Origin of the sequence: Vitreimonas sp. (assembly GCF_036392335.1) — a bacterium.
Taxonomy (GTDB): domain Bacteria; phylum Pseudomonadota; class Alphaproteobacteria; order Caulobacterales; family Aquidulcibacteraceae; genus Vitreimonas.
In genome coordinates this window covers 1-24,556 of sequence record NZ_DASVYD010000023.1, presented here as the reverse complement: position 1 = coordinate 24,556, position 24,556 = coordinate 1, and the positions used below count along the sequence as shown (strand labels likewise).

Annotated in this window: 23 protein-coding genes; 11 read left to right on the top strand and 12 right to left on the bottom strand. The window is 62.9% G+C overall.

Annotation, left to right across the window (positions count from 1 at the left end; genetic code table 11):
- Positions 1–11: 11 nt before the first annotated feature.
- The 9 genes from VF769_RS05495 to VF769_RS05455 are packed head-to-tail and all read right to left on the bottom strand — an operon-like array spanning position 12 to position 9,133.
- Positions 12–551, bottom strand: a complete 540-nt coding sequence (locus VF769_RS05495) for a carboxymuconolactone decarboxylase family protein (protein WP_331007372.1) — start codon at positions 549–551, stop codon at positions 12–14.
- Between the two features lie 12 nt (positions 552–563).
- Positions 564–3,815, bottom strand: coding sequence for a CusA/CzcA family heavy metal efflux RND transporter (locus tag VF769_RS05490; protein WP_331007371.1), 3,252 nt, complete (start codon positions 3,813–3,815; stop codon positions 564–566).
- 35 nt (positions 3,816–3,850) lie between these two features.
- Positions 3,851–4,855, bottom strand: a complete 1,005-nt coding sequence (locus VF769_RS05485; protein WP_331007370.1) for an efflux RND transporter periplasmic adaptor subunit — start codon at positions 4,853–4,855, stop codon at positions 3,851–3,853.
- A complete protein-coding gene (locus tag VF769_RS05480) occupies positions 4,852–6,162 on the bottom strand; it encodes a TolC family protein (RefSeq protein WP_331007369.1) in 1,311 nt (436 codons plus the stop codon). Before VF769_RS05480 ends, VF769_RS05485 begins: the two co-directional genes overlap by 4 nt.
- 53 nt (positions 6,163–6,215) lie before the next feature.
- A complete protein-coding gene (locus VF769_RS05475; RefSeq protein WP_331007368.1) occupies positions 6,216–6,563 on the bottom strand; it encodes a hypothetical protein in 348 nt (115 codons plus the stop codon).
- A gap of 41 nt (positions 6,564–6,604) precedes the next feature.
- Positions 6,605–7,234, bottom strand: coding sequence for a cation transporter (locus VF769_RS05470; protein WP_331007367.1), 630 nt, complete (start codon positions 7,232–7,234; stop codon positions 6,605–6,607).
- Positions 7,231–7,908 (bottom strand): class I SAM-dependent methyltransferase, encoded by a 678-nt coding sequence (locus VF769_RS05465; protein ID WP_331007366.1) that lies wholly within the window; start codon positions 7,906–7,908, stop codon positions 7,231–7,233. Before VF769_RS05465 ends, VF769_RS05470 begins: the two co-directional genes overlap by 4 nt.
- A complete protein-coding gene (locus tag VF769_RS05460) occupies positions 7,905–8,498 on the bottom strand; it encodes a cation transporter (protein ID WP_331007365.1) in 594 nt (197 codons plus the stop codon). The genes VF769_RS05465 and VF769_RS05460 overlap by 4 nt, the downstream gene beginning before the upstream one ends.
- Positions 8,495–9,133, bottom strand: a complete 639-nt coding sequence (locus tag VF769_RS05455) for an isoprenylcysteine carboxylmethyltransferase family protein (RefSeq protein ID WP_331007364.1) — start codon at positions 9,131–9,133, stop codon at positions 8,495–8,497. The genes VF769_RS05460 and VF769_RS05455 overlap by 4 nt, the downstream gene beginning before the upstream one ends.
- 47 nt (positions 9,134–9,180) lie before the next feature.
- Here VF769_RS05455 and VF769_RS05450 point away from each other — a divergent pair, with 47 nt between their 5' ends.
- The 6 genes from VF769_RS05450 to VF769_RS05425 all read left to right on the top strand — a co-directional run bounded on the left by VF769_RS05450 (position 9,181) and on the right by VF769_RS05425 (position 16,392).
- Complete coding sequence (locus VF769_RS05450; RefSeq protein ID WP_331007363.1) at positions 9,181–9,633, top strand: helix-turn-helix domain-containing protein; 453 nt, start codon at positions 9,181–9,183, stop codon at positions 9,631–9,633.
- Between the two features lie 94 nt (positions 9,634–9,727).
- The gene (locus VF769_RS05445; RefSeq protein ID WP_331007362.1) at positions 9,728–10,087 is read left to right on the top strand and encodes a hypothetical protein; all 360 of its coding nucleotides are present in this window, start codon (positions 9,728–9,730) and stop codon (positions 10,085–10,087) included.
- Positions 10,088–10,161: 74 nt separating this feature from the next.
- A complete protein-coding gene (locus tag VF769_RS05440) occupies positions 10,162–11,394 on the top strand; it encodes a TolC family protein (RefSeq protein WP_331007361.1) in 1,233 nt (410 codons plus the stop codon).
- Positions 11,391–12,869, top strand: coding sequence for an efflux RND transporter periplasmic adaptor subunit (locus VF769_RS05435; protein ID WP_331007360.1), 1,479 nt, complete (start codon positions 11,391–11,393; stop codon positions 12,867–12,869). Before VF769_RS05440 ends, VF769_RS05435 begins: the two co-directional genes overlap by 4 nt.
- Positions 12,866–16,042 (top strand): efflux RND transporter permease subunit, encoded by a 3,177-nt coding sequence (locus tag VF769_RS05430; protein ID WP_331007359.1) that lies wholly within the window; start codon positions 12,866–12,868, stop codon positions 16,040–16,042. The genes VF769_RS05435 and VF769_RS05430 overlap by 4 nt, the downstream gene beginning before the upstream one ends.
- A gap of 2 nt (positions 16,043–16,044) precedes the next feature.
- Positions 16,045–16,392 (top strand): copper-binding protein, encoded by a 348-nt coding sequence (locus VF769_RS05425; RefSeq protein WP_331007358.1) that lies wholly within the window; start codon positions 16,045–16,047, stop codon positions 16,390–16,392.
- Positions 16,393–16,482: 90 nt separating this feature from the next.
- On the opposite strand, the gene VF769_RS05420 is transcribed toward VF769_RS05425, so the two are convergent.
- Positions 16,483–17,922: an ATP-dependent nuclease gene (locus VF769_RS05420; protein ID WP_331007357.1), complete on the bottom strand. Its 1,440-nt coding sequence runs from the start codon at positions 17,920–17,922 to the stop codon at positions 16,483–16,485.
- A 194-nt stretch (positions 17,923–18,116) separates the two neighbouring features.
- Positions 18,117–19,454, bottom strand: coding sequence for a site-specific integrase (locus tag VF769_RS05415; protein ID WP_331007356.1), 1,338 nt, complete (start codon positions 19,452–19,454; stop codon positions 18,117–18,119).
- Positions 19,455–20,043: 589 nt separating this feature from the next.
- Here VF769_RS05415 and VF769_RS05410 point away from each other — a divergent pair.
- From VF769_RS05410 to VF769_RS05400, 3 genes are all read left to right on the top strand, one after another.
- On the top strand, positions 20,044–20,265 hold the full coding sequence (locus VF769_RS05410; RefSeq protein ID WP_331007355.1) for a hypothetical protein: 222 nt from the start codon (positions 20,044–20,046) through the stop codon (positions 20,263–20,265).
- A 64-nt stretch (positions 20,266–20,329) separates the two neighbouring features.
- Positions 20,330–20,770 carry a hypothetical protein gene (locus tag VF769_RS05405; protein ID WP_331007354.1) on the top strand — a complete coding sequence of 147 codons (441 nt, stop codon included), beginning with the start codon at positions 20,330–20,332 and terminating at the stop codon, positions 20,768–20,770.
- Positions 20,767–21,477, top strand: coding sequence for a hypothetical protein (locus tag VF769_RS05400; RefSeq protein WP_331007353.1), 711 nt, complete (start codon positions 20,767–20,769; stop codon positions 21,475–21,477). Before VF769_RS05405 ends, VF769_RS05400 begins: the two co-directional genes overlap by 4 nt.
- Before the next feature lie 144 nt (positions 21,478–21,621).
- On the opposite strand, the gene VF769_RS05395 is transcribed toward VF769_RS05400, so the two are convergent.
- Entirely contained in the window at positions 21,622–21,990 is a 369-nt protein-coding gene (locus tag VF769_RS05395; protein WP_331007352.1) for a hypothetical protein, read from the bottom strand.
- Positions 21,991–22,182: 192 nt separating this feature from the next.
- Here VF769_RS05395 and VF769_RS05390 point away from each other — a divergent pair, with 192 nt between their 5' ends.
- Complete coding sequence (locus tag VF769_RS05390) at positions 22,183–23,427, top strand: parallel beta-helix domain-containing protein (RefSeq protein WP_331007351.1); 1,245 nt, start codon at positions 22,183–22,185, stop codon at positions 23,425–23,427.
- Positions 23,428–23,431: 4 nt separating this feature from the next.
- On the top strand, positions 23,432–24,556 hold a 1,125-nt coding region (locus VF769_RS05385; protein WP_331007350.1), incomplete at its 3' end, for an SO2930 family diheme c-type cytochrome.

Genomic DNA, 24,556 nt, shown 5'->3' with positions numbered 1-24,556 from the left:
GGACGCAGCATTTAGGGGTTCCCGCCCGTCGCTTCTTTGATGCGAAGCGCCGTGTTGACGGCGTTGATCGTCGCTGCAATACGCAGCGCCGCCTGCACCCGTTCGAGCGTAACACCGCGCTTGTGCAACTCGGCCTCGTGCACGTTGAGGCATGCCGCACAATTGCTCATAGCCGAGATGGCGAACGCCCAGAGCTCAAAGTCGATTTTGTCGACATCTGTCTGCGACAGCGCCGTCATGCTGAGATTGGCGGGCGCGCCGCGATAATCGTGATTGCTGAGTAGGTTCAGGCCGCCGTAATAGACCGTATTCATGGCCATAAGGGTCGCCGCGGTCTTAGCAGCGTGGCGTGCCTTCTCTGAAAGCGCTTGCGCGGTCGCGCTCTCCATGTGCCGGATCAAGGTGGAGTTGGTGGTTGCATAGGCGCACGCGAGCAGGCAGCCCCACTTTTGCTGGTCGTTCAGCAATGTCTCGGCGACGACGGCGTCGAGATTGCGCCGCTGATCCCACGCATAGTCCGGAAGAGCGTCGCGCAAGCTGTCGATGGACATGACCAATTCCTCCTATTCGGCTTGAGCGGGCGCTTGCCCGCCATAGACGGTGGGCATCTCGCCTTCGCGTGCGCGGTGGCCGCTTCTAAGCATCAACCGGCAGATCGCCGGCAGCACGAAGAGTGTCAGCAAAGTCGCGGTGATGAGACCGCCGATGACGACGGTGGCGAGCGGCTTCTGCACTTCTGCGCCTGTGCCATGTGCAATCGCCATCGGCACAAAGCCGATCGCAGGCACGATGCCGGTCATCAACACGGCGCGGAACTTCTCGATCATGCCTTCGCGGATCGCCTCGTCGACTGGCATGCCGAGATCGAGACGGCTGTTGATGCTGGTCATGACGACCAGACCGTTCAACACCGCAACACCGGCCAGACAGATGAAGCCGACCGCCGCCGAGATCGAGAACGGCATGCCCGTGAGGAAGAGCGTGTAGACACCACCCGCGAGCGCCAACGGCACGGCCGTGAACACGGCGCCTGCGGCGCGGAAGGTGCCGAGCGCCATGTAGAGAATGCCGAAGATGAGAACAAAGCACGCCGGCACGATCAGCGACATACGCTGCGACGCCGATTGCAGATTCTCGAACTGACCGCCCCAGACGAGGTACGCTCCGGTCGGCAAGGACACTTCGCTGACCCGGCGCTGCGCTTCGGTGACAAAGGAGCCGAGGTCGCGTCCGCGTACATTGGCCTGCACGACGACGCGGCGGCTGCCGTTCTCACGGCTGACCTGATTGAGGCCTTCGGAGAAGGTGAAGGTCGCAACCTCGCGCAAAGGAATGGATGCGCGCGGACCGTTTTCGGTTTCGGGCAGCATCACCGGGAGTGCGCCGACCGCGTCGAGATCGTCGCGCACCGCTTCGGGCAAACGCACGACGACGTCAAAGCGCCGGTCGCCTTCGAACACGAGACCGGCTTCGCGTCCGCCCATCGCCGTCGCCACTGTGTCGGTGACGTCCTGCAATGAGAGGCCATAGCGGGCGATGGCGTCGCGGTCGAAGCGAACATCGAGGGTCGGAAAACCGCCTGTCTGTTCGACCTTTACGTCGGCCGCGCCATCGATCGATTGCAGCACCGCAGCGATCCGCCCCGCAGCCTGGCTCATCTCGGTGAGATCTTCGCCGTAAAGCTTGATGGCGACATCGCCGCGCACGCCGGCGATCAGTTCGTTGAACCGCATTTGGATCGGCTGAGTGAATTCATAGGAATTGCCGATGAGCTGCGAGAGCCGCGCCTCCATGCGTGCGATCAGTTCGGGCTTCGGCTCATTCGGGTTCGGCCATTCCGAGCGCGGCTTCAGGATCACAAACGAGTCCGAGATGTTCACCGGCATCGGATCGGATGCGACTTCGGCCGTCCCCGTCTTCGAAAAGACAAACGCCACTTCGGGGAATTCGGAGATCAATTGCTCGACGCGGGCCTGCATCGCCGCGGATTGCTGCAGCGATGTCGATGGGATGCGCACCGCCTGAATGGCGATGTCCTGCTCATCGAGCTGCGGGATGAATTCGCGCCCGAGTGTGAAGAAGAGCGCCCCGGCAATGACGAAGACGGCGACGCCGCCGGCGATGACCGTCTTGGGTTTGCGCAGCGAGTAGTCGAGGCCCGGCTCATAGCGATTGCGCGCAATTTCGATCGCCTTGACTTCCTTCTCGGCCACCTTGCCGCGAATGAGCAGGGCCACCATCGCGGGCACGAAGGTCAGAGAGAGCACGAACGCCGCGGCCAGCGCCAGCATCAGCGTGATCGCCATTGGCGAGAACATTTTGCCTTCGACGCCAGAGAAAGTGAGCAGCGGCGCGAACACGAGGAAGATGATCATCTGACCGAAAATGGTCGGCTTGATCATCTCGCGGCCGGCTTCCAGCGTCTCGTGGAGACGCTCCGGTAGCGTCAGCAGCCTGCCTTCATGATGTTGGCGTTCGGACAATCGTCTGAGGCAGTTCTCGATGATGATGACCGACCCGTCGACGATGAGACCAAAGTCGAGCGCGCCCAAGCTCATGAGATTGCCGGAGACGCCGAAGACATTCATGCCGATCGAGGTCATCAGCATCGAGAGCGGAATAATGAGCGTCGCGATGATCGCGGCGCGGACATTGCCCAGCAGCAGGAAGAGCACCACCGCAACCAGAAGCGCGCCTTCGGCCAGGTTGCGCTCCACCGTGGCGATGGTGGCGTTCACAAGCTTCGAGCGGTCGTAGACTACTTCGGCGACGATGCCAGGCGGCAAAGTCTGCCTGATTTGTTCGAGCCGTTCGGCGGCGGCGGCCGCGACGGTGCGGCTGTTGCCGCCGGTGATCATGAGCACCGTGCCCACAACCACTTCACGTCCGCCTGAGGTGGCCGCGCCCGTGCGCAGATCGCCGCCCACGCTTACATTTGCGACATCGCGCACCGTGATCGGGACGCCGTCACGCGTGGCGACTACGGCTTCGGAAATTTCTTCAAGCGTGCGGATGCGCGCGTCGGCGCGCACCAGAAACGATTCACCACCCTGCTGGATGAAATTCGCGCCAACAGAAAGGTTGGCGCGCTCGAGCGCGTCGGCGAGTTCGGAAAAGGAAATGCCATAGGCCGAAAGCGCGCCTGCGTCCGGTTCGACAACGTATTGCTTTTCGTAGCCGCCGATGGAGTCAATGCCTGCGACGCTCGGCACCGAACGCATTTGCGGCCGGATCATCCAATCCTGGATCGTGCGCAAATAGCCTGCCTGCGCCACCGGATCGGTGAGGCGCTCGCCTTCCACGGTGAGGTAGGCGCCGTCGGGCTGCCAGCCGGGCTGTCCTGCTTCAACGCGCGCGCCCTCGGTGTTGGGATCGGCGTAGTGGACCGTCCACATCAAAACTTCGCCGAGGCCGGTTGAAATCGGCCCCATTTGCGGCTCGACACCGTCTGGCAAGCTCTCGCGTGCTTGGGTCAGCCGTTCGGCAACTTGTTGGCGCGCGAAATAGATATCGACGTTGTCTGCGAAAACGACGGTGACTTGGCTAAAGCCGTTGCGGGAGATCGATCGCGTGCTTTGCAGTCCAACGATCCCCGACATCGCTGTTTCGACCGGGTAGGTGACCAGGCGTTCGACATCCAGCGGACCAAAGGACGGCGCCACCGTGTTGATCTGGACTTGCCGATTGGTGATGTCTGGCACCGCGTCGATCGGCAGACGCATGATGTTGTAGACGCCGATGCCGGCGACGATGAGGACGATCGCCATGACAGCCCAGCGGGCTTTGACGGCGAGTTCGATGAGGCGACTGATCATGAAGGCGAAATCCGGTCAGGAAAAATGAGGAGGGCTCAGTGGTCGTGCGAGGCCGAGCCCTTGCCGATTTCGGCTTTCACGAGGAATGCGTTTTCCGAGACGTAGGCTTCGCCCGCCGCGAGCCCCGACAGGATCTCCACTTGCGTCGCGCCGGTTCGCCCGAGTGTCACCGGGCGCGCCTCGTAGGTGTCGTCGGAGACCCGCACGAAAACGACGCTTCTGCCTTCCAGCGTCTGCACCGCATCGCGCGGCACAGCGACGGCCGCTTGTTGAGCCGCGGTCACCACGGTGCCGCGCACGGCCATGCCGGGTCGGAGCGCCGAGCCCTGTGAGACCGAAAGGGGTGCGCGTGCGATCAAAGTCTGGCTGTGTGCGTCTGCGGTCGGCAGCACGCTTGCGATCTGCGCTTCAACCCGCGTCGTGCCATCGAGACCGGTGATAAAGACGCGCTGCCCCGAACTGATGCGGCCAATGTCGCGCGTGGCGACATTGAGTTCTGCCTGCAAGCGCGAAAGGTCGCCGACCACGAAAAGTGGCTGGTCGCTGGTCACGTCGCCGATATTAGTCTGACGATCGAGCACGACGCCTGCGATCGGGGTGACGATGGCGTAGGTTTGAAGGCTTTCAGCGCTTTCGACGCGCGCCAGTGTCTCGTTACGGCGCACGCTGTCGCCGACGTTGCGCAGAACCGCGCGCACGGGGCCTGAGTAGGGCGCGTGAACTTCGGCGCGCGCCGATGGTTGCAGCATGATGCGCCCGGTGAGATTGAGCGTTTCCTCGATCGCTCCGGGTCCGGCGGTCGCAACGACGATCCCCGATTCTCGCGCGGACTCGACGGGGATTGTGACGCGCTCGCCGCCGGCTTCCTCTTCGGCGTGACCGGCTTCGCCTTCGGCGTGCTCGTCTTCGCCTTCAGCGTGACCTGCTTCGGCGGCTGGCTGTTCGGACTCAGCTTCTCCAGCGCCGCAGCCGGAAAGGCCGAGCGCAAAAACCAATGCGATTGGCGCGAGGGCGGCATGCTTCATTCTGAAGGTGTTCATTGATGTTGCTCCTCGAAGGGCAACGCTTCCCCGAAGCGCGCCGTGAGGCGGTCCAGCGCCGCCTCGTTGTTGTGGAAAGATCGCAAGGCCTCGACGCGGGCTTGGCGCGCGTCTGAGAGCGCACGCTGGGCGTCGAGAACGTCGAGATAGGAAAAGGCGCCGCGATTGTAGCCGTCTTGAGCCAGTGAGAGAGCACGTTCAGCCTGTGGGATGACATCCTCTTCTGTGGACTGAACCGCTGCCGCGTCAGTGGCGATTGCGCGTTCGAGTGCTGCATACTCGCGCGACAGCGCGCGCCGTCCCGCTTCCAGCTCAAGCTCGGCGCGGCGCTGCTCGGCGCGGGCGCGCGCGACCGAGCCTTGATTGCGATCGAAGACGCCCAGCGGGATCGAAACGCCTGCGACCAGCGCGCCTTCGCCGTCGCGATCCTCAAACCGTCGATAGCCGAGGCTGAGTGTCGGATTCTGCCAGGATAACGATCGTTCAACGCTGAGTGCCGCTCCGGAACGGTCGCGTTCGGCGGCGAGGCGGGCGATGTCGGGGCTCGCATCACCTAGTGCATTGTGTTCGTGATCGCGCGCGTGCGGCAGCGCGAAATCCGCCGCGATTAGGTTGAAGCCGTCGTCGCCGCCGAAATAAGACGCAAGACGTGCTCGCGCCGTCGCGGCCTCCGCTTGTGCGCGCGTCAGTGCGATGCGTGCTTCAGAAAGACCCGCTTCAGCGCGAGCGCCGGCCATAAGCGGATCGCGTGCGGCGGCGACGCGGCGCGCGACCGAGACGTTGAGTGCCTGCGCCGTGGCCAGACGTTCTTCGGCGATGGTTACGAGTTCTTGCGCCGCCAGCGCGTCATAGTAGGCGGTCTGAACATCGCGCGCGAGGTCGAGACCGCGCAAGATCCGGTCAAGTTCGGCGCCGTGAAGCTCGCGGTCGGCAAGGCGGACGCGCGCACTGCGCCGGCCGCCAAGTTCAACCTCTTGCGACAATGAGAAAGTGGTCTCAGCACCGCTGAAGCCGCGGAGATCGCCGCGGCCATTGAAATTCTCAACCTCTGCGTCGAGAGTCGGGTTTGGGCGCACGCGCGCTTGCCGCACCCCGCCTTGCGCCGCTTCGACGCCAGCGCCCGCAGCACTCACGCCGGGATCGGACTGAAGCGCGCGTTCGATCGCGCTCTCCATCGTGAGCGGCGCACTCTCCTGTGCGAGCGCCACCGGCGCGATCATGGGCGCGGCGATGGCGCTGATGGAGACAGTTGCGACATGGCGCAGAATGCGCGCCGAGCGCCGCTTTGAACGGTGTGAATCGAGCATGAAAAGTCCGCGATGCGTGAATATTCACGCGCCGCAGACAGCCTGCGGCGCGTTTAGACGATCGCGGTGGCTTTTGGGGGTCGCTCTAGGCCGTTAGGCGCATTGACGGGCGCGCCGTGTGTGTTGCGTGGCGCGACGACGCGCAACATGACTTGCTCCGTCACCACGCCGCCGGAGAGAGCGGGCGTCATGCCGTTGCAATGGGCCGCACAGCAATGGTGTTGGGGCTGCGCCGGGTTCGCTGGCGTTTGTTCGCTGCCGCCTGCGGTTTCGACCGACGCGTCCTCTGCGTCAGCGAGCAGATAGACTATGCCTGCCTGCGCGTTGTCGGCGGCGGCGTGGGCCGGTGTCGCTTCTTCGAGCATGATGAAGCCAAGGAGGGCGATGCAAAGCATCGCCACCCAGCGCCTCCAGTTCATGTCGCTCGAAGCTTGCACCCGCCTCATCCCACTATCGCCGCAGCAGATTCGCGGCGCGCCTGGCTATATACGGCCCACGAACCGCTGACGAACAGTAAACACATGATGGCGCCCACAGCAAAGTCAGGCCAGGGCGATCGTGTCGCAGCTGTAGCTGCGGCAGCGAATATGACCAAAATGTTGCCGAAGGCGTCGTTGCGCGAGCAGAGCCAAACCGAACGGAGATTGGCGTCGCCGTTGCGCATCGGAAGCAACATTATAACAGCGCCCAGATTCACCGCCAAGGCGAGCGCGCCGATGAACCCCATCGGTGCGGCCTCTGGCGGGGCAGGCGACAAGAGCTTCGCGACCGCCATCGTAAGAATGAAAGCGCCCATCGCCAGCATCGCTGCGCTCTTCACAAGCGCCGCGCGCGTTCGCACCTGCGCCGAACGCCCGATAGCCCAAAGTGTTACGCCATAGGTTGCGGCATCTGCCGCGAAATCGAGTGCGTCCGCTTGCAGCGCCAACGATCCGATAGCATGACCGCCAATCGTTTCGACGCCGAACATGGCCGCATTGGCGATGAGCACGACCCAGAGGATGCGACGCGCGCGCGCGTCCACCGGTGCGGGGCCGACTTTTCCGCAGCAATCGCCGCAATTGTCGCTCATGACCGCGTTCCTTGATCGTTGGGACGCACGGCGCGGTAGAGTGAGATCGACCCGGTCGGCGTTGCAATCACGGCTGTCTCCACAACATTCGCAAAACCTGCCTCAGTCATGAGCTGGGTCAAAACACCTTGCGCGTTCGGCGTCGTGTTCTCTTTGCCGTCCAGCATCTGCACTTGCGCGAAGAGGGCGCGCATGAGCGCGGTTCGCTGCAAGCCGTAATCGGCAATGTGCGCTTCGCCGTGGGTTTGAAGCATAGTGCGCATGGCCCCCAACGCAGCGCGTTTCTCATCCATCGGCACTTGGTGGAACACAAGGCTCGACACCACTTTGGTGACGCCGCGATTGGCGAAGCGGGCGACGTCGCGTGCGAAGCCTTGCTCAAACTCGATCGCCAAACCCGCGCGTTGCGCGCGCAGGCGCGCGCGAGAGAGAACCTCCGGGTCGGGGTCCAATCCGATCACGGTCGCAGCCGGCGTAGCGCGCTTGATCATAAGCGCCAGCGTGCCGGTGCCGCAGCCAACATCGACGATGACGTCGCGCGCGTGCGGCGAGATCTGCTGAAGCAAGCGCTCACGCCAACGCTGCTCGCGCGTCATGAGGGCGATTGCGCTATCGTAGAGCGGCGTCAGCGCAGCGTGTCCCAGCGCGGGCGTGAATGATCTCTCGCCGGTCATCTTTCAGTCTGCTCACCAGCTTGGTCGCGCCGGGCGCTGCGCCAGATATCGATGCTGCCCTTGATGGCGATCAGCGCAACGAGGGCGCCGACAAGGAGATCGGGCCAGCGCTGATCCAGCCACAGCACCAGCGCGCCGGCGACAAGCACGCCGCCATTCGACGCGAAGTCGTTCAAGCTGAACGTCTCCGCCGCTTCTAGGTTGACGTCATCGGATTTGAGCCGTCGCAACAAGAAGAAGCACACCAGGTTCACCACCGCTGCGATCGCGGCCATCGCCATCATGGTGAGGCCGATCGGCTCCGAACCGGTGATGAAACGCCGCAGCGCGTCTGCGGCGACCCCGAGACCGAAGATCAGCAACAGCGCTGCCGACCAGTGCGCTGCCCTCTGCTTCCAGATCGGCGCGCGGCCGATGGCGAACAGGCTGATGCCATAGACGACCGCGTCCGATGCATTGTCGAGCGCGTTGGCGGTGAGGGCGCTCGAATCCGCCGAGACGCCCGCGACCGCGAGGCCCGCGGCGAGCGCCAAATTGAGGGCGAGCACGATCCAAAGAGTCGAACGCTGAGCTGAGGCCGTGTTGGTCATGACGTGCTCACGCGCCGGCGGCCGAACCAGCGGCCCACGTCAGCCGCGTAGCGCTCGTAGTCGTCGCCGTGTTTTTCGCGCAGCGCTTCTTCCTCGATCCGCACTTGCACGAGCGCGAGCGTCCATGTGCCTGCGAGGACAGCCGCGGTCACGATGTGCGGGGACCAAAGGAAGAGGGCGAGGATCGCGCCGATCATGCCGACAAAGATGGGATTGCGCGACCACGCGAAGAGGCCATGAGCGACGAGCGGACCTGGACCTTCAGTTGGCACGCCGATCCGCCACGACGCGCCCATCTGCACCTGCGCCGTCGCTATGACGAGAAAAGAGCCGACGAAGACGAGGGCTGACATCCATTTGAGCGCTGCAACGTCCGCCCAAGCCGGACGGCCAAGCGCCAGCTCCCAGCCGGGCGCAAGCCACGCAGCCACCGCCGCGGCGAGCGCCAGTCCAGTCGCCAGTTTCCAGTTGCGCTCAGCCACGTTTTGGATCGCGGCATGGCGGCCGAAACTGAAGGCCTTAACCCCGTGCTTTCGTTCGACGCTGAAAAGACGCAGCGCCGAGACGGCGATAATGGCGAGCAGGAAGGCCAGAGGGAGCCAGGCAGGGGGCATCGGGAAACTCTCGAAATCCAACGCCACATCCTCTACATTCTCTAGCCACTAGAGGATCAAGGGCAAAAATGCTGAATATCGGCGCGGTCTCGAAACGAACCGGGGTCAAGATCCCGACGATCAGGTTTTATGAGGCGGAGGGGCTCATCGAGCCGCCGCCGCGGACCACCAGCGGCCGGCGGCTCTATTCCGACCCGGAGGTGCGGCGGCTCTCCTTCATTAGGCACGCCCGCGCGCTCGGCTTCGAATTGAGCGACATCCGCTCATTGCTTGATCTATCCGACCATCCCGAACGGCCGTGCGGCGAAGCCGATCGCATCGCTCGGCGCCATCTTGAGGACGTCGATGCACGCATTGCGCAGTTGCGCGCGCTAAAGCGCGAACTCACCCGTATCGCCACGCCCTGCGAAGGTGTCTCCGCTGGGCAGTGCAGGGTGATCGAAACGCTGGCCGATCATGGCGCATGCGGTAGCGATCACGCACGCCCGTCTGGCCGCCGCCGAATTGTCAGCGAGGCGTGACGCTGTGTTTGGGTGCGCTTTTTCACCGGGCCTTGGTTAATCTGCTGCAACCAGGTGCGCGGCGTTGACGAATTAAAGAGCGCTGACCAGTATTATGGAATTCATGCGCCGGCCTTGGCTCACCTTCCTGACGGCTTTCGCCCTCGCGGCGAGCGGCATTTCAGCTGCTGCCGCCGCTGAAGCTTGTCCGATGCTGCAGGCGCCAGCTGTTCAGGCACAGCATGATTGCTGCCCTGACCAGGGCGGCGACAAGAATCAACCCTCGCAGCAGCAACACGACATGGACGGCTGCACGATGGGCATGGCGTGCCGCACGGCGCCCGCCGTTGCACCCACGCTCGCGCCAATCACCCTCGGCAACGCAACTATCCTCATGGCGCAGCCGATGCTGAGCGAGCCCGCGAAGCTGAGTGGACCGCTCCAGCAGCTTTTCCGACCACCACGAACCATCTGACACCGGAATTGGGCGCACGCCGCGCATAGCGCGCGCATGCGTTCGGGCTTGTCCCATTTTCTCTGGAGTCAGACATGCGCCTCGCATGGATATTTGCCTGCGCCGCCGTTTTGGCGTCGGCTGCATACGCACAAGATTTGAGTTTTTCCGATGCGCTAGAGCGCGCCGCGAGCGACGGGCCGACCATCGTCGCCCGGCGTGCGGCGGTTGACGCCGCCACGCATTCGATCGCGCCTGCAGGCGCTCTGCCCGATCCGGAATTGGTCCTGGCCATCGAGAATGTGCCGGCGACCGGTCCTGACCGCTACCGGCTCGACCGTGACGAGATGACGATGCAGCGCGTCGGCGTCATGCAGGAGATGCCGAGCTTTGCTGAACTCGGCGCCCGGCGCGCCATGGCGCGCGCTGAAGCAGAGCGCGCAGGCGCGGGCCTCGAATTGGGACGCCTCGAAGCGCGGCTGGGCGCCGCGCAAGCTTGGATCGGTCTCTACTATGCGGAGCATCGCGTGGCGTTGCTGGAGCGCCTTCAGCGTGAGACGCAGGCGTCAGCCGAAGCTGCGCGCGCGCGCCTGGCTTCCGGCGCTGGCAGCGTAGATGACGCGATCGCCGCCGAGATCGAAGCGGCGCGCTTTGGCGATCGCAACGCCGAGGCGGCTGCTTCAGTTGCGGCGATGCGCGCGGAACTGCGCCGCTGGATTGGCGCGGCGGCCGATGAGCCGCTTGCCGACGAGCCGCCGGCGTTCGTGATCGATGCCGAAATGCTGCGCCATCACTTGCGGCGCCACCCGGAACTTGCCGCTTACGAAGCCGAAACCGCCGTTGCACAGGCCGGCCTTGGCTTGGCGCGCGCCGAGCGCTGGCCGGACTGGTCGTGGGAGCTTTCCTACGGGCGGCGCGACCCCCCGCTTGAGGACATGGCCTCAGTGGAAGTGCGTGTGGGCCTGCCGCTCTTTCAAGCGTGGCGGCAAGGGCCGCTGGTTGATGCGCGGCGCGCCGATGTAGCGCGCGTCGGCGCTGAGCGCGAAGCGAGCGTACGCGAACACGAAGCGATGCTGGAGGCAGGACTCGCGCAATACGCGGCGGTTTCGGCGAGCGTGGCGCGGGCGCGCGATGTCAGATTGCCGCTGTTGCGTCAGCGCGCCGAGGCGGCGTCTGGCGCGTTCGCCGCTGGAAATGCAAGCGCAAGTGCCCTGATCGCGGCGCGCCGAGACGCGCTTGAAGCGGAATTGGATTTGCTCTCGCTTGAGGAACGGCTCGCGCTCACGGGTGCGGCGCTCACGCTGCAATACGCGGAGACCGCGCCATGACCGACTTGCAGCCTCAGCGTTTGCGGCAGTTGGCGCCTCTTGTTGTTGGTGGCGTGCTCGCGCTCACTGTAGTGGGCGCTGGCGGCTATTGGCTCGGCGCCAACCGCAGCGCCGCGCCCGCGGCCGAGGCAGGGCGTGAAGTGCTCTACTGGTACGATCCGATGCGCCCGGAAGTGCATTTCGACGAGCCCGGCCAATCGCCGTTCATGGATATGGCTCTCGTACCGCGTTACGCCGATGAAGCAGGCGCTCAAGCTGGTGTGCGCATCGATCCGAGTGTTGCGCAGAACCTGGGCGTGCGGCTGGCAACCGTCGAGCGCTCCAATGTGGTGCGCTCTGTTGTCGCCGCGGGCGTCGTCTCCTTCAATGAACGCAGTCTGGCTGTCGTGCAGGCGCGGGCGGGCGGGTTCGTCGAGCGCGCCTATGGGCGCGCGGTTGGCGACGTGGTGCGTGCGGGCGCGCCCATTGTCGATGTGCGCGTGCCGGAATGGACGGCGGCGCAGGCAGAGTATCTGGCGCTGCGCGGCGCCGGCGGCGACTTGGCCAGCGCCGCTCGCCGGCGCCTTGCCATGCTTGGCATGCCAGAGTCTTTGATCGAGCGCGTCGAACGAGACGGCGCGCCCCGCCCCGTCGTCACGATCACCGCGCCGGTGACAGGCGCGATCACTGCGCTCGATATTCGCCAAGGCATGACAGTCATGCCCGGCGCGACGCTTGCGACCATCAATGGACTTTCGCCGGTGTGGCTGATTGCTTCACTGCCGCAAGCCGACGCGGGGCTTGCGCGCCCAGATGCGCGCGTCGTTGCGATATTGCCTGCCTATCCGGGCGAGACCTTCGCAGGCCGGATTGAAAGTGTTCTGCCTTCGGCGAACGCAGCTACGCGTTCCATCGAAGTGCGGATTGCGCTCGCCAATCCTGAAGGGAGGCTCCGTCCCGGCATGACGGCCGAGGCGCGCCTGGAAGAAAGAGGAGGAGAGTCCGCGCTGGTCATTCCCGCTGAAGCCGTGATCCGCACCGGCGCGCGTTCAATCGTCATCGCTCTACGGGAAGACGGAAGTTATGAGCCAGTCGAAGTCACGCTCGGCCGCGCAGAGGGCGACACGATCGCCATCACGTCAGGTTTGAGCGAGGGCCAGCGCGTCGTCGCTTCGGGTCAGTTCCTCATCGATTCTGAAGCAAATCTCTCGGGCGCAGTGGCGCGGCTCAATGCATCGCGCGGAGCGCCGGCAGCGAGTGCTGATGCGGTGCATGAATCCAATGGCCGCATTACCGCAATCAACGGCGATCAGGTTACCATCGCCCACCCGCCCATCGCGAGCCTGAACTGGCCTGCCATGACGATGCCGTTTCGGTTGGCGCGTCCGGAAATGGGGCGTGGTCTAGCGGTTGGTGACTCGGTTTCCTTCAGCTTTCGCGAAAACGAGGGTGCGCATGTCATCGAGGACATCCGCGAAACAAGGCGCGCGCCATGATCGGAGCTGTCATCCGTTGGTCGGTCGCCAATCGCCTGCTGGTGGTGTTGGCGGCGCTCGCGCTCGCCGTGGCCGGTGCGATCGCGGTTCGAACAACACCGGTCGATGCGCTGCCGGATCTCTCAGACGTGCAGGTCGTCATCCGCACAACCTATCCGGGCCAAGCGCCGCAGATCGTCGAAGATCAGGTCACCTATCCGCTGACGACGACAATGCTTTCGGTGCCCGGCGCGCGCAGCGTGCGCGGCTATTCGTTCTTCGGCGACAGCTTCGTCTATGTGATTTTCGAGGACGGCACTGACCTCTATTGGGCCCGCTCGCGTGTGCTCGAATATCTAAGCCAGGTGCAAACCCGTTTGCCGCCGACCGCGCGTGCCTCGCTGGGGCCCGACGCGACCGGCGTAGGTTGGGTCTATCAGTACGCGTTGATCGACCGCACCGGCCAGCACGATTTGAGCCAATTGCGTAGCTTGCAAGATTGGCTGCTGCGCTTCGAACTGAAAAGTGTCCCGGGCGTCGCCGAAGTCGCCTCGATCGGCGGGATGGTGCGCCAATACCAGATCGTCTTGGACCCCGAGCGCATGGCCGCTTATGGCGTCAGCCAACAGCGCATCGCCGAGGCCGTGCGCGCCGCCAACGGCGAAACTGGCGGCGCCGTGGTCGAGATGGGCGAGGCCGAGCACATGGTGCGCGCCTCGGGCTATCTGCGCACCCTCGAAGACTTCAACGCCATTCCAATCGGCGTGGGCGCAAGCGGTGTTCCGGTCCGGCTGAGCGATGTTGCGTGGGTGCAGCTCGGCCCGGAAATGCGCCGCGGCATCGCCGAGCTTAACGGGGAGGGCGAAGTCGCTGGTGGCGTGGTGGTCATCCGCGCCGGCGAGAACGCACGGCAAGTGATCGGCGCCGTGCGCGCCCGGCTCACCGAATTCGAACGCAGCCTCCCCCAGGGCGTCGAGGTCGTCACCACCTACGACCGTTCTTCGCTGATTGATCGCTCGATCGAGAACCTGACCAGCAAGCTGATCGAGGAATTCATAGTCGTCGCCTTGGTCTGCGCTCTCTTCTTGTTTCACATTCGCTCGGCGATGGTGGCGATCGTCACGCTGCCACTTGGCGTCGCCACAGCTTTCTTGGTGATGCGACTCCAAGGCGTGGACGCCAACATCATGTCGCTCTCAGGCATCGCTATCGCCGTCGGCGCCATGGTCGATGCGGCCATCGTTATGGTCGAAAACGCGCACAAGAAGCTCGAACGCTGGCGCGACGAGCACGACGGGGAGATGCCGCAAGGCGCCGATCACTGGCGCGTCATCACCGAAGCGGCTGTCGAAGTAGGGCCTGCGCTCTTCTTCAGCTTGCTCATCATCACGCTCTCGTTCCTGCCGGTGTTCACACTGCAAGCGCAGGAAGGGCGATTGTTCGCACCGCTCGCCTTCACCAAGACCTACGCGATGGCGGCTTCCGCCGCGCTCGCGGTGACGCTGACGCCCGTGCTGATGGGCTATTGGATCAGAGGGCGCATTCCGCACGAGAACGACAATCCGGTGAATCGTTTTCTGGCCAATCTCTATCGGCCGGCGATCGAATTCACGCTGATCAATCCGCGCCTCATTCTTCTGGTCGCTCTGCTGGCGTTCGCGACGACAGCCTGGCCGCTCTCACGTGTGGGCGGCGAATTCATGCCGATGATGGACGAAGGCGATCTTCTCTACATGCCGACGGCGCTACCGGGGCTTTCAGCAGCGGAAGCCTCTGAACTCTTGCAGCAGACCGATCGCCTCATTCACACCGTGCCCGAAGTCGAGAGCGTGTTCGGCAAAGCAGGTAGGGCCGAGACCGCGACCGATCCCGCTCCGCTCGAAATGTTCGAGACGACGATCCAATTGCGCCCGCGCTCTGAGTGGCGGCCAGGCATGACACCGGAGCGCTTGATCGAAGAACTCGACCGCGTGGTGCAAGTGCCGGGCTTGACCAACGTCTGGGTGCCGCCGATCCGCAATCGCATCGACATGCTGGCGACGGGTGTGAAAAGCCCAATCGGCGTGAAGGTGAGCGGCCCCGATCTCGCGTCGATTGACGCGGCGGCGCGTGTCATCGAAACGACGGCTCGCGAGGTGCGCGGCGTATCCTCCGCCGTCGCTGAACGCATCACCGGCGGGCGCTATGTCAATGTCGACATCGATCGGTTCGCGGCGTCGCGCTACGGGCTCAACGTCGAAGACGTGCAGACTGTCGTGTCGGGCGCCATTGGCGGCGAGAATATCGGCGAAGTGGTCGATGGCCGCGCGCGCTATCCGATCAATCTGCGCTACCCCCGCGAGGTACGCGACACGCTCGACCGGCTGATCGCGCTGCCGATCGTGACGAACGAAGGCTTGCGCCTGACGCTTGGCGAGGTGGCTCGGATCGAGATCGCCGACGGGCCTTCGATGATCCGCAGCGAGAACGGTCGTCTCTCGGCGTTCGTCTATGTCGACGTGCGCGGGCGTGATCTCGCCTCGGTCGTGGGCGACCTGCAGCGCGCGGTCGCGCGACAACAACTGCCTGCGGGCGTCAGCGTCGCCTATTCGGGGCAGTTCGAATATCTTGAACGTGCAACTGAGCGCCTCTTGATCGTGGGACCAGCGACGCTCGCCATCATATTCCTGCTGCTCTACGCCACCTTCCGACGCTTCGACGAAGCGGCGATCGTCATGGCGAGCTTGCCGTTCGCGCTCACGGGCGGCGTGTGGCTTGCCTATCTCCTGGGTTACGACTTTTCCGTCGCCGTTGCGGTGGGTTTCATCGCCCTCGCTGGACTCGCCGCTGAGTTCGGCGTCGTCATGCTGATCTATCTCAAGAACGCTCTGCAGGAGCGGATTGATCGCGGCGAGGAAATCACGCCCGCGATGATCGCCGAAGCGGTGCGTGAAGGCGCTCTCCTGCGCTTGAGGCCGAAAGCGATGACGGTCGCCGTCATCCTCGCGGGTCTCTTCCCGATTCTATGGACCGGCGGGGCGGGCGCGGAAGTCATGCGCCGCATCGCCGCGCCGTTGGTGGGCGGCATGCTGACGGCGCCGCTCCTCTCCCTGTTCGTCATTCCCGCGGCCTACCTTATGATCCGGCGCCGCGGCATCGAGCGTGCGACGCTCGCTTCAACACCAGACCGGGTCGCCACCCAGAGGGGAAGTTAGAAATGCTCAAAGCTCTTATCGTTCCGATCGTTCTCACCGCCGCTGCTTGCTCGCCGCCAGCGCAAGAACCCGCAAAGTCGGACATGGAAGGGATGAACATGGGTGAGCCTGCGGCCGCCGTTGCAGGTCCTATCAGCGGCACGGGCGTCGTGACACAAGTCGATGCCGCCGCGGGCACGATCACGTTCAGTCACGAAGCCATGCCCGCGATCAGCTGGCCCGCCATGACGATGCAGTTCACGGCGGAAGACCCAGCCATCCTTCAGGGCATTGCGGTGGGCGACCATGTCAATTTCGAACTCAAGAGCGCGACAGAGACCTCGATCGTCACGATGGTGCAGAAACAATAGCGGTCAGGCGCACGCCCCGCGCGCGAGGCAGCCTCGCGCGCGGGGGTGTGGTCAAATCCCTACGCCCAACGTCTCCAACGCCCAGGAGGCTTAGTCGAGGACGAGGTTGATCGCGTCGACTATGGGTTTGATCTGTGCGGGCTCGAGAGTTTTGGCCCATTCGGCGCACATGCTCTGCCACAAGTTTTCGCCAGAACATTGCAGTTGCGTCGCCGCCATGTTCACCCACTCATGATGGTCGCCCACCGTCATGGCCCTCGAAAGCGCGTCCGCGACGGCGGCGCTCTTCCTGCTAACGCGCAGAGCGACTTCAGCCCAATTCTTCCCGCGCAGTCCTTCGAAGACGACACGCTCGGGGGCATCGCCGCCCGGCAGGACGACGCAGCCGGCCGAAGGGCCATTGTCGCCGTCGAGGAAAACGACGGTCGGGCGTGTGAATCGGTTTTGGCTTGCCATGATGCCGAGCGCTTGGCCAACGGACGCCGCGCCATACGGAACGATCGAGCACCGAATGAAAAGCTCGCTCGCATGCTGGGCTAGGATTTCGCCGACCATGACCTTCGCGGCCAGGTCCTCGACATAGAGTTCGCACTCGGGATGCGGCTGGTCGTCCATCTGAGTCATGGCGAACATTGCGCTGACGCCCGGCACGGTCTTCTTCACGCCGTCGTCCTGCAATATGAACGTGCGTGCTTCGAGCGGCAGCTCTTCAAGAATGAAGGGCGAGTGCGTGGTCAGGATAATCTGGATATCCCGTTCGCGACAGATTTCAGCGAGTTCGCGGATCAGTCGCCGTTGCGTTCGTGGATGAAGCGACGATTCAATTTCGTCGATCAGAACCAAGCTGTATTTCTGAAAGTCGGCTTCCAGAAGTTCGGCGACCGTGATCTCGCCCGAGCCCTGGTGAAAGCCTGAGTAGACCGTGCCCTTCTGGCCGATGACGGGGATTTGGCGGCTCTCGTCGATGTTGGTGAGGGCCATTTTCGCCACGTCGTATTCGCGCCCCATGACGTGCGAAAAGCGGCTCAACCGCTCTTTCTCAAACGCGCGCGCCGAAGCCTCGGTATGGCGGCTCTTGGCGATCTTGAGATAGCCGACGCGCGCCGATACTGGCTGTATCCGGCTGAGATCGATGTAGGTGACGTGCCGCTTCGGGCGCTCCTGATTTCCGAGCCAGCGCGTGGTCGGCTTGCGGACGCTGCCTTCCTTGCGATTGGTCCCTTCGCGATAGCCAAACCCGATCCGCGCATCTCGAACCTGGTCCCAGGCCGTGTCGGGGAAGAACTCCGAGGCAAACCAGGGTTCGGCGCCATCTTCGCCGAGATACACGGCGGCGGCGGCTTGCAGGATCGTGCTCTTACCCGAGCCGTTTTCCCCGACGATTGCGGTGATCGGGTAGGAGAAGTCGATGCGCTGGCCGGTCCAGCCACGAATCCCGTTAACCTCAAGCCATTCGAGCCGCTTGGGCCATCCTTGGCCATTGTCCCAGCGTTTGGACAGAAGCCTGATTTGGCTACTGATTTTGGCCATTGATCGCTCCAGCCGCCCCGGTTAGCGGTGCTAACCTCGCTCTGGAGCTGCTCCAGAGGCATACAACAGGGCACTTAATTTTCCCACAGGAAAATTGTTAGGCCGTTTGCCTCGCTCTGACAGCCCAGCAGAGCGAGGCGATTCTTGCTCAAGGCGACGCTGAGGACGCCTCAGACGACACGGAGGCCAGCCATTTACCCTCCCGCTCGGGCCGCAGCGGCTGCTGCGCCCGGCGCACCAAAGAGATCGGCCTGAACGCCGTCGGCTGGGCCGTCGTCATTGGCAGGCGGCGCGCTGGGCGGCACGAACCGCGCCGCCACGTCCGACGCGATGGCGCGCGCGCCTGCATCGGTTGGGTGGGCATAACGCTCGGTTGAAACTGACTTCGCATGCCCGAGGGCGCGGCCCACTTGGAAGAGGGAAGCGCCGTTCTCGACCGCGAAGGTCGCAAAGCTATGGCGAAGGTCGTGCAGCCGCACGTCGGTAATGCCGGCGAGCGTGCGCACTTTTTCCCAGGCGCGATTGACGCCCACGAGCGGCTTATCGCCAACGCTTGACGGGAAGACGTGCTCACCGCGTCGCTTCACCTTTTGCAGGATGTCAAGCGCAGGCGCAGACAGTACGATGTAACGCGAGCGGTTGAGCGCGCCCATCTTCGTGCGCACCGGCGGCAGCACCAAACGGGCGCGGTCGAAATCGACCTCCGGCCAGCGTAGCGCCACGATCTCGGTGCGCCTGGCGCCAGTCAGCATGATCAGCCGGAAGATATCGGCGAAGTCCTTGGTAATGACCCAGGCCTTCTCCGCTTCGGCGATCATCGTCCAAAGCCGAACGGCTTCGTCTTCCGTGAGCGCCCGCTCTCGCTGCTCATCACGATACTTCTGGATTTTGCCGCAAGGGTTCTGATCGAGGATCTCGTGGCGGACGGCCCATGACATCATCGCCGATAGCGTGCGCATCGAGCGTGCCGCCGCCCCGGTCCCGCCGGTGACGATGGCGCGACCCTGTTTGCGCGTCTTCACATCGAGCGAAGTTTTTCCGGCCGCTACCTGCGCCTGCCATTGGGAAAGGTCTGAAAGCGTGAGTTCGCGCGCGATCCTCTTGCCGATCAGCGGTTCAATGTGGCGCGTAAAGTTGGTGCGATCGACCTTCCAGGAGCTTTCGCGCTTCAGCGGCTTGTCGATGCGGCCTTCGACGAAATAGCGCTCGAACAGCTCCCTGATCGTCCCGCTCTTGGCGCGGGTCTCAACCTTCACCGCCTGCGGGTCTTCGCCGTGGCTGGCCTGGTAGAGCGCTTCTTTCGCACGTGCGCGGGCAGTGTCTGGCGTCCAAGGCGAGCCGTGCTCGCCGATGGTCAGCCAGCGCTGCCGATTGCTGTAACGATATTTGAGGCAGTAGGTCTTGCGCCCGCTCTTGGCGATGCGGAGCATGAAGCCGCGTACGTCAGTGTCCCAAATGCGAAGCTCGCCTTCGCTTGGCGCCGAGGTGGCGTCGATCAAGCGGACCGTGATGCGCGCGCGAATTCCGTCCATGAGTCGTCCCACCGGATGACTCAAACTCAGTGCGCAGTGTTGAGTGTGCTACCAAGAGTTCGAGTCTGTTTTGCTACCATATTGCTACCACGAGAGCGGAATTCGCAGTAACGACGAGGCAAAAGCGTTTCTGCTACCACGAGCGAAAACGCGCAATAACGCAGTGACTCGACACGAGAATTTGGAATGAAGCGGAAAGTGCTAGAATGAAGCGGAATCAGTACTTGCGACGATTGCCAAGGTTGGGGTCGTGAGTTCGAATCTCATCGCCCGCTCCAAAACACCCATCAAAACAACAAGTTATTCTGATGTCGTGCCGTCGGCCTTGGTCGCCTGCTTACGATGTAGCCACCATGTAGCCACGCGTATCGGGGTGATTGGGGGGAGCGGAAACGGACGTCTTGCACGGACCGCACTGCTTTGCATGGCGGGTATTGGCTGCCATTGCGCTCAGTGGGGCATTCCGGGGGGGCTGGGTGAACCATGCAGCGTGGGGACTTAGACATATGAAGCTGGTTGTCGCTCGTTGCGCGCTACGTTGACGAACGTGCCCAGCTTTTGGTCCCATCGACGGGGGTGATTTGGTTCGATGCCGGAAGAGTACACACTGGAAAGCATCGGCTCGGTCTGTGGGTGCGATGCTGCGGGATATGCCGCTAACAAGCAGCGCGGCGGGCGCAATAGCGCGAAGGGGCGAGACTACGAGTTGATGTACGGTGCCGTGCGCATTGCTGAGCTTGCCGCGCAAGTGATTAGGGTCGGCGGTTCCGGAGAAGACATCGCCATAGGCGATCAAACTCGTGGTCCCTGATAAGGGAAGAGCCGCAGCATTAGAGTCGCAACGTCCGACCGACGTGGAAGCTACGGTACGACATATGTCGGACGGCGGTATCGACAGCTTGTTCGCAAACCATGGCGAGCTATTGGATTGGCTAGACGTCATTTCGGTACGCCCCGCGCGCCCTTCGACCCGAGAACAAACGTTCCAACGGCTGCTGGCAGCCTGGGCGACTAGCAAGGGTGTGGTGACTCTGCGGCAGTTGATTAACAGTGCTTCAACTGGTCCGGACGCTCTAATCGGACCCATTGGCGAATCAGTAGAGATTTCTCAAGAGTTGGCGGACGCTTTGCACGCTATTCCGGATTTTTCCTTCGAAGTGCGTCGCAACCACTTGGCGTTCGCATATCGTGGGATCACGGGCTACGCCGCTTATCATTGTCTGAGCGATGAGTTTGCAGAGATGGAAGCAGCAATAATCGCGCGACGTCCCTCGACCTTCGGTGAACTGCATCAGATTTTGCGGGGGCAAGTATGACAGACCCCAATCGCGTCCTTACCGATGTTGCAAAGAGCGGAGGAGCCGATGTCAGCAAGGCTCTAGATACTCTCGGCGACATTTCCGCGTCGCCAGATCAATACCGCAATGCGATGCGCACGCTTGGCGGCATAATGGCAGATGCCTTTGCGAGCATGGAGCCGGTGTCAGCACACACGGTATGCTTGGTCATGACCGTAGAAGACGCGGACTTCCTTGGGTCGGGCGTTATCGAGCGGCTTGAAAAAGCCGGTGCTGATCTGCGGATCACCTGCTTGTGGAACGAGCGGATCAATCAAAAGCCCTGGCTAGACATCGCTCCAATCGTGCAGGAGTACCGCGAGCCAGTGCCGCGCGATGTGGATTATCTGATCGTCCTAAAGTCGATAATCTCTGGAGCGTGTGTCGTGAAAACGAACCTTCAGCACATGCTAGAAGAAATCACGCCAAAAGAGATTCACGTGATGGCACCCGTAATGCTGAAGGGAGCTGAGGAGCGGTTGGGAAAAGAGTTTCCGCCCCACATCGCGCAGCACTTCCATTACTGGGCGCTAGCCGTCGATGCTCAAAAGGATGAGCATGGTAATGTCTTTCCAGGCATCGGTGGCGAGGTTTATACGCGACTTGGCTTGGGCGGCGCTCAACAAAAGAATGCCATCTTGCCCGACGTCGTCGCTCGCCGCATGGAACGAGGCGCAGTCACTTAGTGGCCCAACCGTCTGCTTCTTGCCAACCGGCAGAAGCAGCGCAGAAGATCGCGCAGGCTTTTAATGCATGATGCATCCTGATTGTTACGCCTCAGTCAGTTGAGGTTGGGAACGATGTGCCGGCTAGTTCTTGGGCCAGCCGATCTAGCGGCCAGTCTCTCGGCCGGCGAGCGCCAAGCAGCTTGTCGATCTTGAGATACAGCGCGCCTTGGATGCCCCCTTCGTTGATTTTCGAATTTCCGTCTCGTGCAGGCCGTCTGTCACGAAGTAGCGCTGCGTGGTGCCTTTCAGATCGTAGTAGCTCGTAGCCTCGATCACTGCGGTGATCCGCGCTAGGCGCTCTTCGGTTATTTCGCCGAACTCTGCGGGGCCTTGCGGGACGGCTTTGCCGTCTTGGTAGGAGCACACGATGACGGCGACGATGTCGCCGATCAGTGAGACAGTTCGGTTCTTGTAGATGCCGAGATAACGGCAGCCGCTGCGCGAGGGGCGGTTCAACAGAACATAGGGCAATAACGATACCCAACGACGCCTTTCGGCGAATAGGTGCCGTTGGCGAGCGGCGCTGGGCCGGGAACAAGCCTTTTGACGGGCCGCTACCCGAAAACAGAAACATATTCGTTTTCACCTTGCCTCCCGCGCGTTGCGGTGTCTAGGATTGCACGACGTCGGCGGCGCCTGTTTGCGTCCGAGGGAGGGCGATTCATGCAGAAAAATGTGGTGGCGATAGCGCTGATGGCGGCGGCTTTGGGGCTCGCAGGCTGTCAGCAACGCCAGACCAGTGCGGGACGCGATCTTTCCAACGCCAACACCGAATACCAACACCAGCTCATGGAAGCGTTGATCGATGCGCAGCCTGGCGCGGTGATCGAAATTCCTGAAGGCGTGTTCGTGGTGGATATGGGGCTGACGCTCAATGTCGATGGCGTCACCATTCGCGGGCAGGGCGCGGACCGCACCATCCTGAATTTCCGCAATCAAGCCGCGGGCGCGCAGGGGCTCTTGGTCACCGCCGACAATTTCACCATTGAAAATCTGGCGCTCGAAGACACCAAGGGCGACGCGCTCAAGATCAATGAAAGCGAAAACGTCGTGATCCGCGGCATTCGCACCGAATGGACGACAGGCCCGGCCACGGAGAACGGGGCTTATGGCATTTATCCGGTGCAGAGCCGCAACGTGCTGATCGAAGACAGCATCGCCATCGGCGCGTCCGACGCGGGCATTTATGTCGGCCAATCCCAGAACGTGATCGTGCGGCGCAATCGCGCTGAGTACAACGTCGCCGGCATCGAGATCGAAAACACGATCGGCGCCGACGTTTATGAGAACGTGGCCACCAACAATACGGGCGGCATCCTTGTGTTCAATATGCCGCAATTGCAGCAGCCGGGCTATCGCACGCGCGTCTATAATAACCGCTCGTTTTCCAACAATACCGCGAATTTCGGCCATGAAGGCACGCCAGTCGCGAGCGTTCCGGCGGGGACGGGCGTGATCGTCAATTCGAATGATCAGGTTGAGATTTTCGACAACGAGATCTCGGACAACAAGACCGCCAACATCATCATTTCCAGCCTGTTCTCGGCTGGCTATTCCGACAGCGCCATGAGCGAGGATTTCGATCCCTATCCGGAAGGCATCCTGATCACGGGCAACAGGTTCAGCGGCGGCGGCGACGCGCCCGACGGAGTGGAATTGCAGGCGTTGCGCGTGGCGTTGTTTGGCCCGACGGGGCGCATCTCGGACGTGTTGTGGGACGGTTATGTGAATCCGGCGCGGCTGGTGAACGGCCAATTGCCGAATGCGCTGCGTATCTGCATCGATAATGGCGAGGCCGGCATCGTCAATGCGGACGGGCCGAACCAATATGCGAGTCCCAGCACCGACATCGCGCCGCACCGTTGCACCTTGCCGCGCTTGCCGGCGGTTTCGATCCCCGGCGCCTGAGCCCATGCGTGCGCTCACGGCGTTGCTGCTGGCTTTGGTGTTGGCGGCTTGCACACAGCAGGCCGCCGCGCCCTTGAACGCGCCGACTTTCATCGCCGAGGGCAATCCGCCTTTGCTTAGCGATTGGGGCATGGTGCAGGCCTCGCAGCAGCGCCTGGTGCTGGGCGAAGGCGTCACGCCCTACGATCTGAATACGCCGCTATTCACTGATTATGCGCAAAAGCTGCGCACGATCTGGATGCCGGCGGGGCAGAGTGCTGCGTATGACGCGGGCGATGTGTTCGATTTTCCAGTCGGCACGGTGATCACCAAGACGTTCTTCTATCAACGCGGCGCCGGTGAGCGCGTGCTGCAAAACGCTGATCAAGATCGCATTCATGACGCGACCGGCCAGATCGATCTGCGCCGCGTGCGTCTGGTGGAGACGCGCGTTTTGGTTCGCCGTGAGGCCGGCTGGGTCGCGCTCACTTATGTTTGGAATGAAGAACAGACTGAGGCGCCGTTACAGCGCACGGGCGCGGTGCTGCCACTCGAATTGGTGCGTGATGGCGGTGAGGTGGAGCCCTTCCAATATGTCGTGCCGAACGTGACGCAATGCGCCGCGTGTCATGCGCCAAACGTAGCGACGCGCGAAATTCAGCCGATTGGGCCGAAGGCGCGCCATCTCAATCGCGACTACGTGTACGACGGCGTTACGCGCAATCAGCTCGAACATTTGGCGTCACTTGGCTATTTGCGCGGGTTGGAGTCAGCGGAGTCCGCGCCGCGCAATGCTGTTTGGACCGACGCCAGCGCCTCCTTAGAGGCGCGCGCGCGGGCTTATCTCGACGCCAATTGCTCACATTGCCACAACAGGGACGGTCCGGCGGATACGTCAGGCTTGTATCTCGATCCCGATACGCCGATTTCCGGCAATTTCGGCGTGTGCAAATTGCCGGTCGCGGCCGGCTCGGGCACGGGTAATCGTCGTTTTGATATCGTGCCGGGCGATCCCGACGCGTCCGTGATGCCCTATCGCATGGCCTCCACGGATCCTGCCGTGATGATGCCGGAGATTGGACGTTCGACCGCGCACAGCGAGGGCGTTGAACTCGTACGCCAATGGATCGCCAGTCAAACGGGCTCGTGC

Bases quoted from the DNA above. Each gene is read 5' to 3' on its own strand.
- VF769_RS05495 (WP_331007372.1), bottom strand. From the start codon at position 551: ATGTCCATCGACAGCTTGCGCGACGCTCTTCCGGACTATGCGTGGGAT.
- VF769_RS05490 (WP_331007371.1), bottom strand. From the start codon at position 3,815: ATGATCAGTCGCCTCATCGAACTCGCCGTCAAAGCCCGCTGGGCTGTC.
- VF769_RS05485 (WP_331007370.1), bottom strand. From the start codon at position 4,855: ATGAACACCTTCAGAATGAAGCATGCCGCCCTCGCGCCAATCGCATTG.
- VF769_RS05480 (WP_331007369.1), bottom strand. From the start codon at position 6,162: ATGCTCGATTCACACCGTTCAAAGCGGCGCTCGGCGCGCATTCTGCGC.
- VF769_RS05470 (WP_331007367.1), bottom strand. From the start codon at position 7,234: ATGAGCGACAATTGCGGCGATTGCTGCGGAAAAGTCGGCCCCGCACCG.
- VF769_RS05465 (WP_331007366.1), bottom strand. From the start codon at position 7,908: ATGACCGGCGAGAGATCATTCACGCCCGCGCTGGGACACGCTGCGCTG.
- VF769_RS05460 (WP_331007365.1), bottom strand. From the start codon at position 8,498: ATGACCAACACGGCCTCAGCTCAGCGTTCGACTCTTTGGATCGTGCTC.
- VF769_RS05450 (WP_331007363.1), top strand. From the start codon at position 9,181: ATGCTGAATATCGGCGCGGTCTCGAAACGAACCGGGGTCAAGATCCCG.
- VF769_RS05445 (WP_331007362.1), top strand. From the start codon at position 9,728: ATGGAATTCATGCGCCGGCCTTGGCTCACCTTCCTGACGGCTTTCGCC.
- VF769_RS05440 (WP_331007361.1), top strand. From the start codon at position 10,162: ATGCGCCTCGCATGGATATTTGCCTGCGCCGCCGTTTTGGCGTCGGCT.
- VF769_RS05435 (WP_331007360.1), top strand. From the start codon at position 11,391: ATGACCGACTTGCAGCCTCAGCGTTTGCGGCAGTTGGCGCCTCTTGTT.
- VF769_RS05430 (WP_331007359.1), top strand. From the start codon at position 12,866: ATGATCGGAGCTGTCATCCGTTGGTCGGTCGCCAATCGCCTGCTGGTG.
- VF769_RS05425 (WP_331007358.1), top strand. From the start codon at position 16,045: ATGCTCAAAGCTCTTATCGTTCCGATCGTTCTCACCGCCGCTGCTTGC.
- VF769_RS05420 (WP_331007357.1), bottom strand. From the start codon at position 17,922: ATGGCCAAAATCAGTAGCCAAATCAGGCTTCTGTCCAAACGCTGGGAC.
- VF769_RS05415 (WP_331007356.1), bottom strand. From the start codon at position 19,454: ATGGACGGAATTCGCGCGCGCATCACGGTCCGCTTGATCGACGCCACC.
- VF769_RS05410 (WP_331007355.1), top strand. From the start codon at position 20,044: ATGCCGGAAGAGTACACACTGGAAAGCATCGGCTCGGTCTGTGGGTGC.
- VF769_RS05405 (WP_331007354.1), top strand. From the start codon at position 20,330: ATGTCGGACGGCGGTATCGACAGCTTGTTCGCAAACCATGGCGAGCTA.
- VF769_RS05400 (WP_331007353.1), top strand. From the start codon at position 20,767: ATGACAGACCCCAATCGCGTCCTTACCGATGTTGCAAAGAGCGGAGGA.
- VF769_RS05390 (WP_331007351.1), top strand. From the start codon at position 22,183: ATGCAGAAAAATGTGGTGGCGATAGCGCTGATGGCGGCGGCTTTGGGG.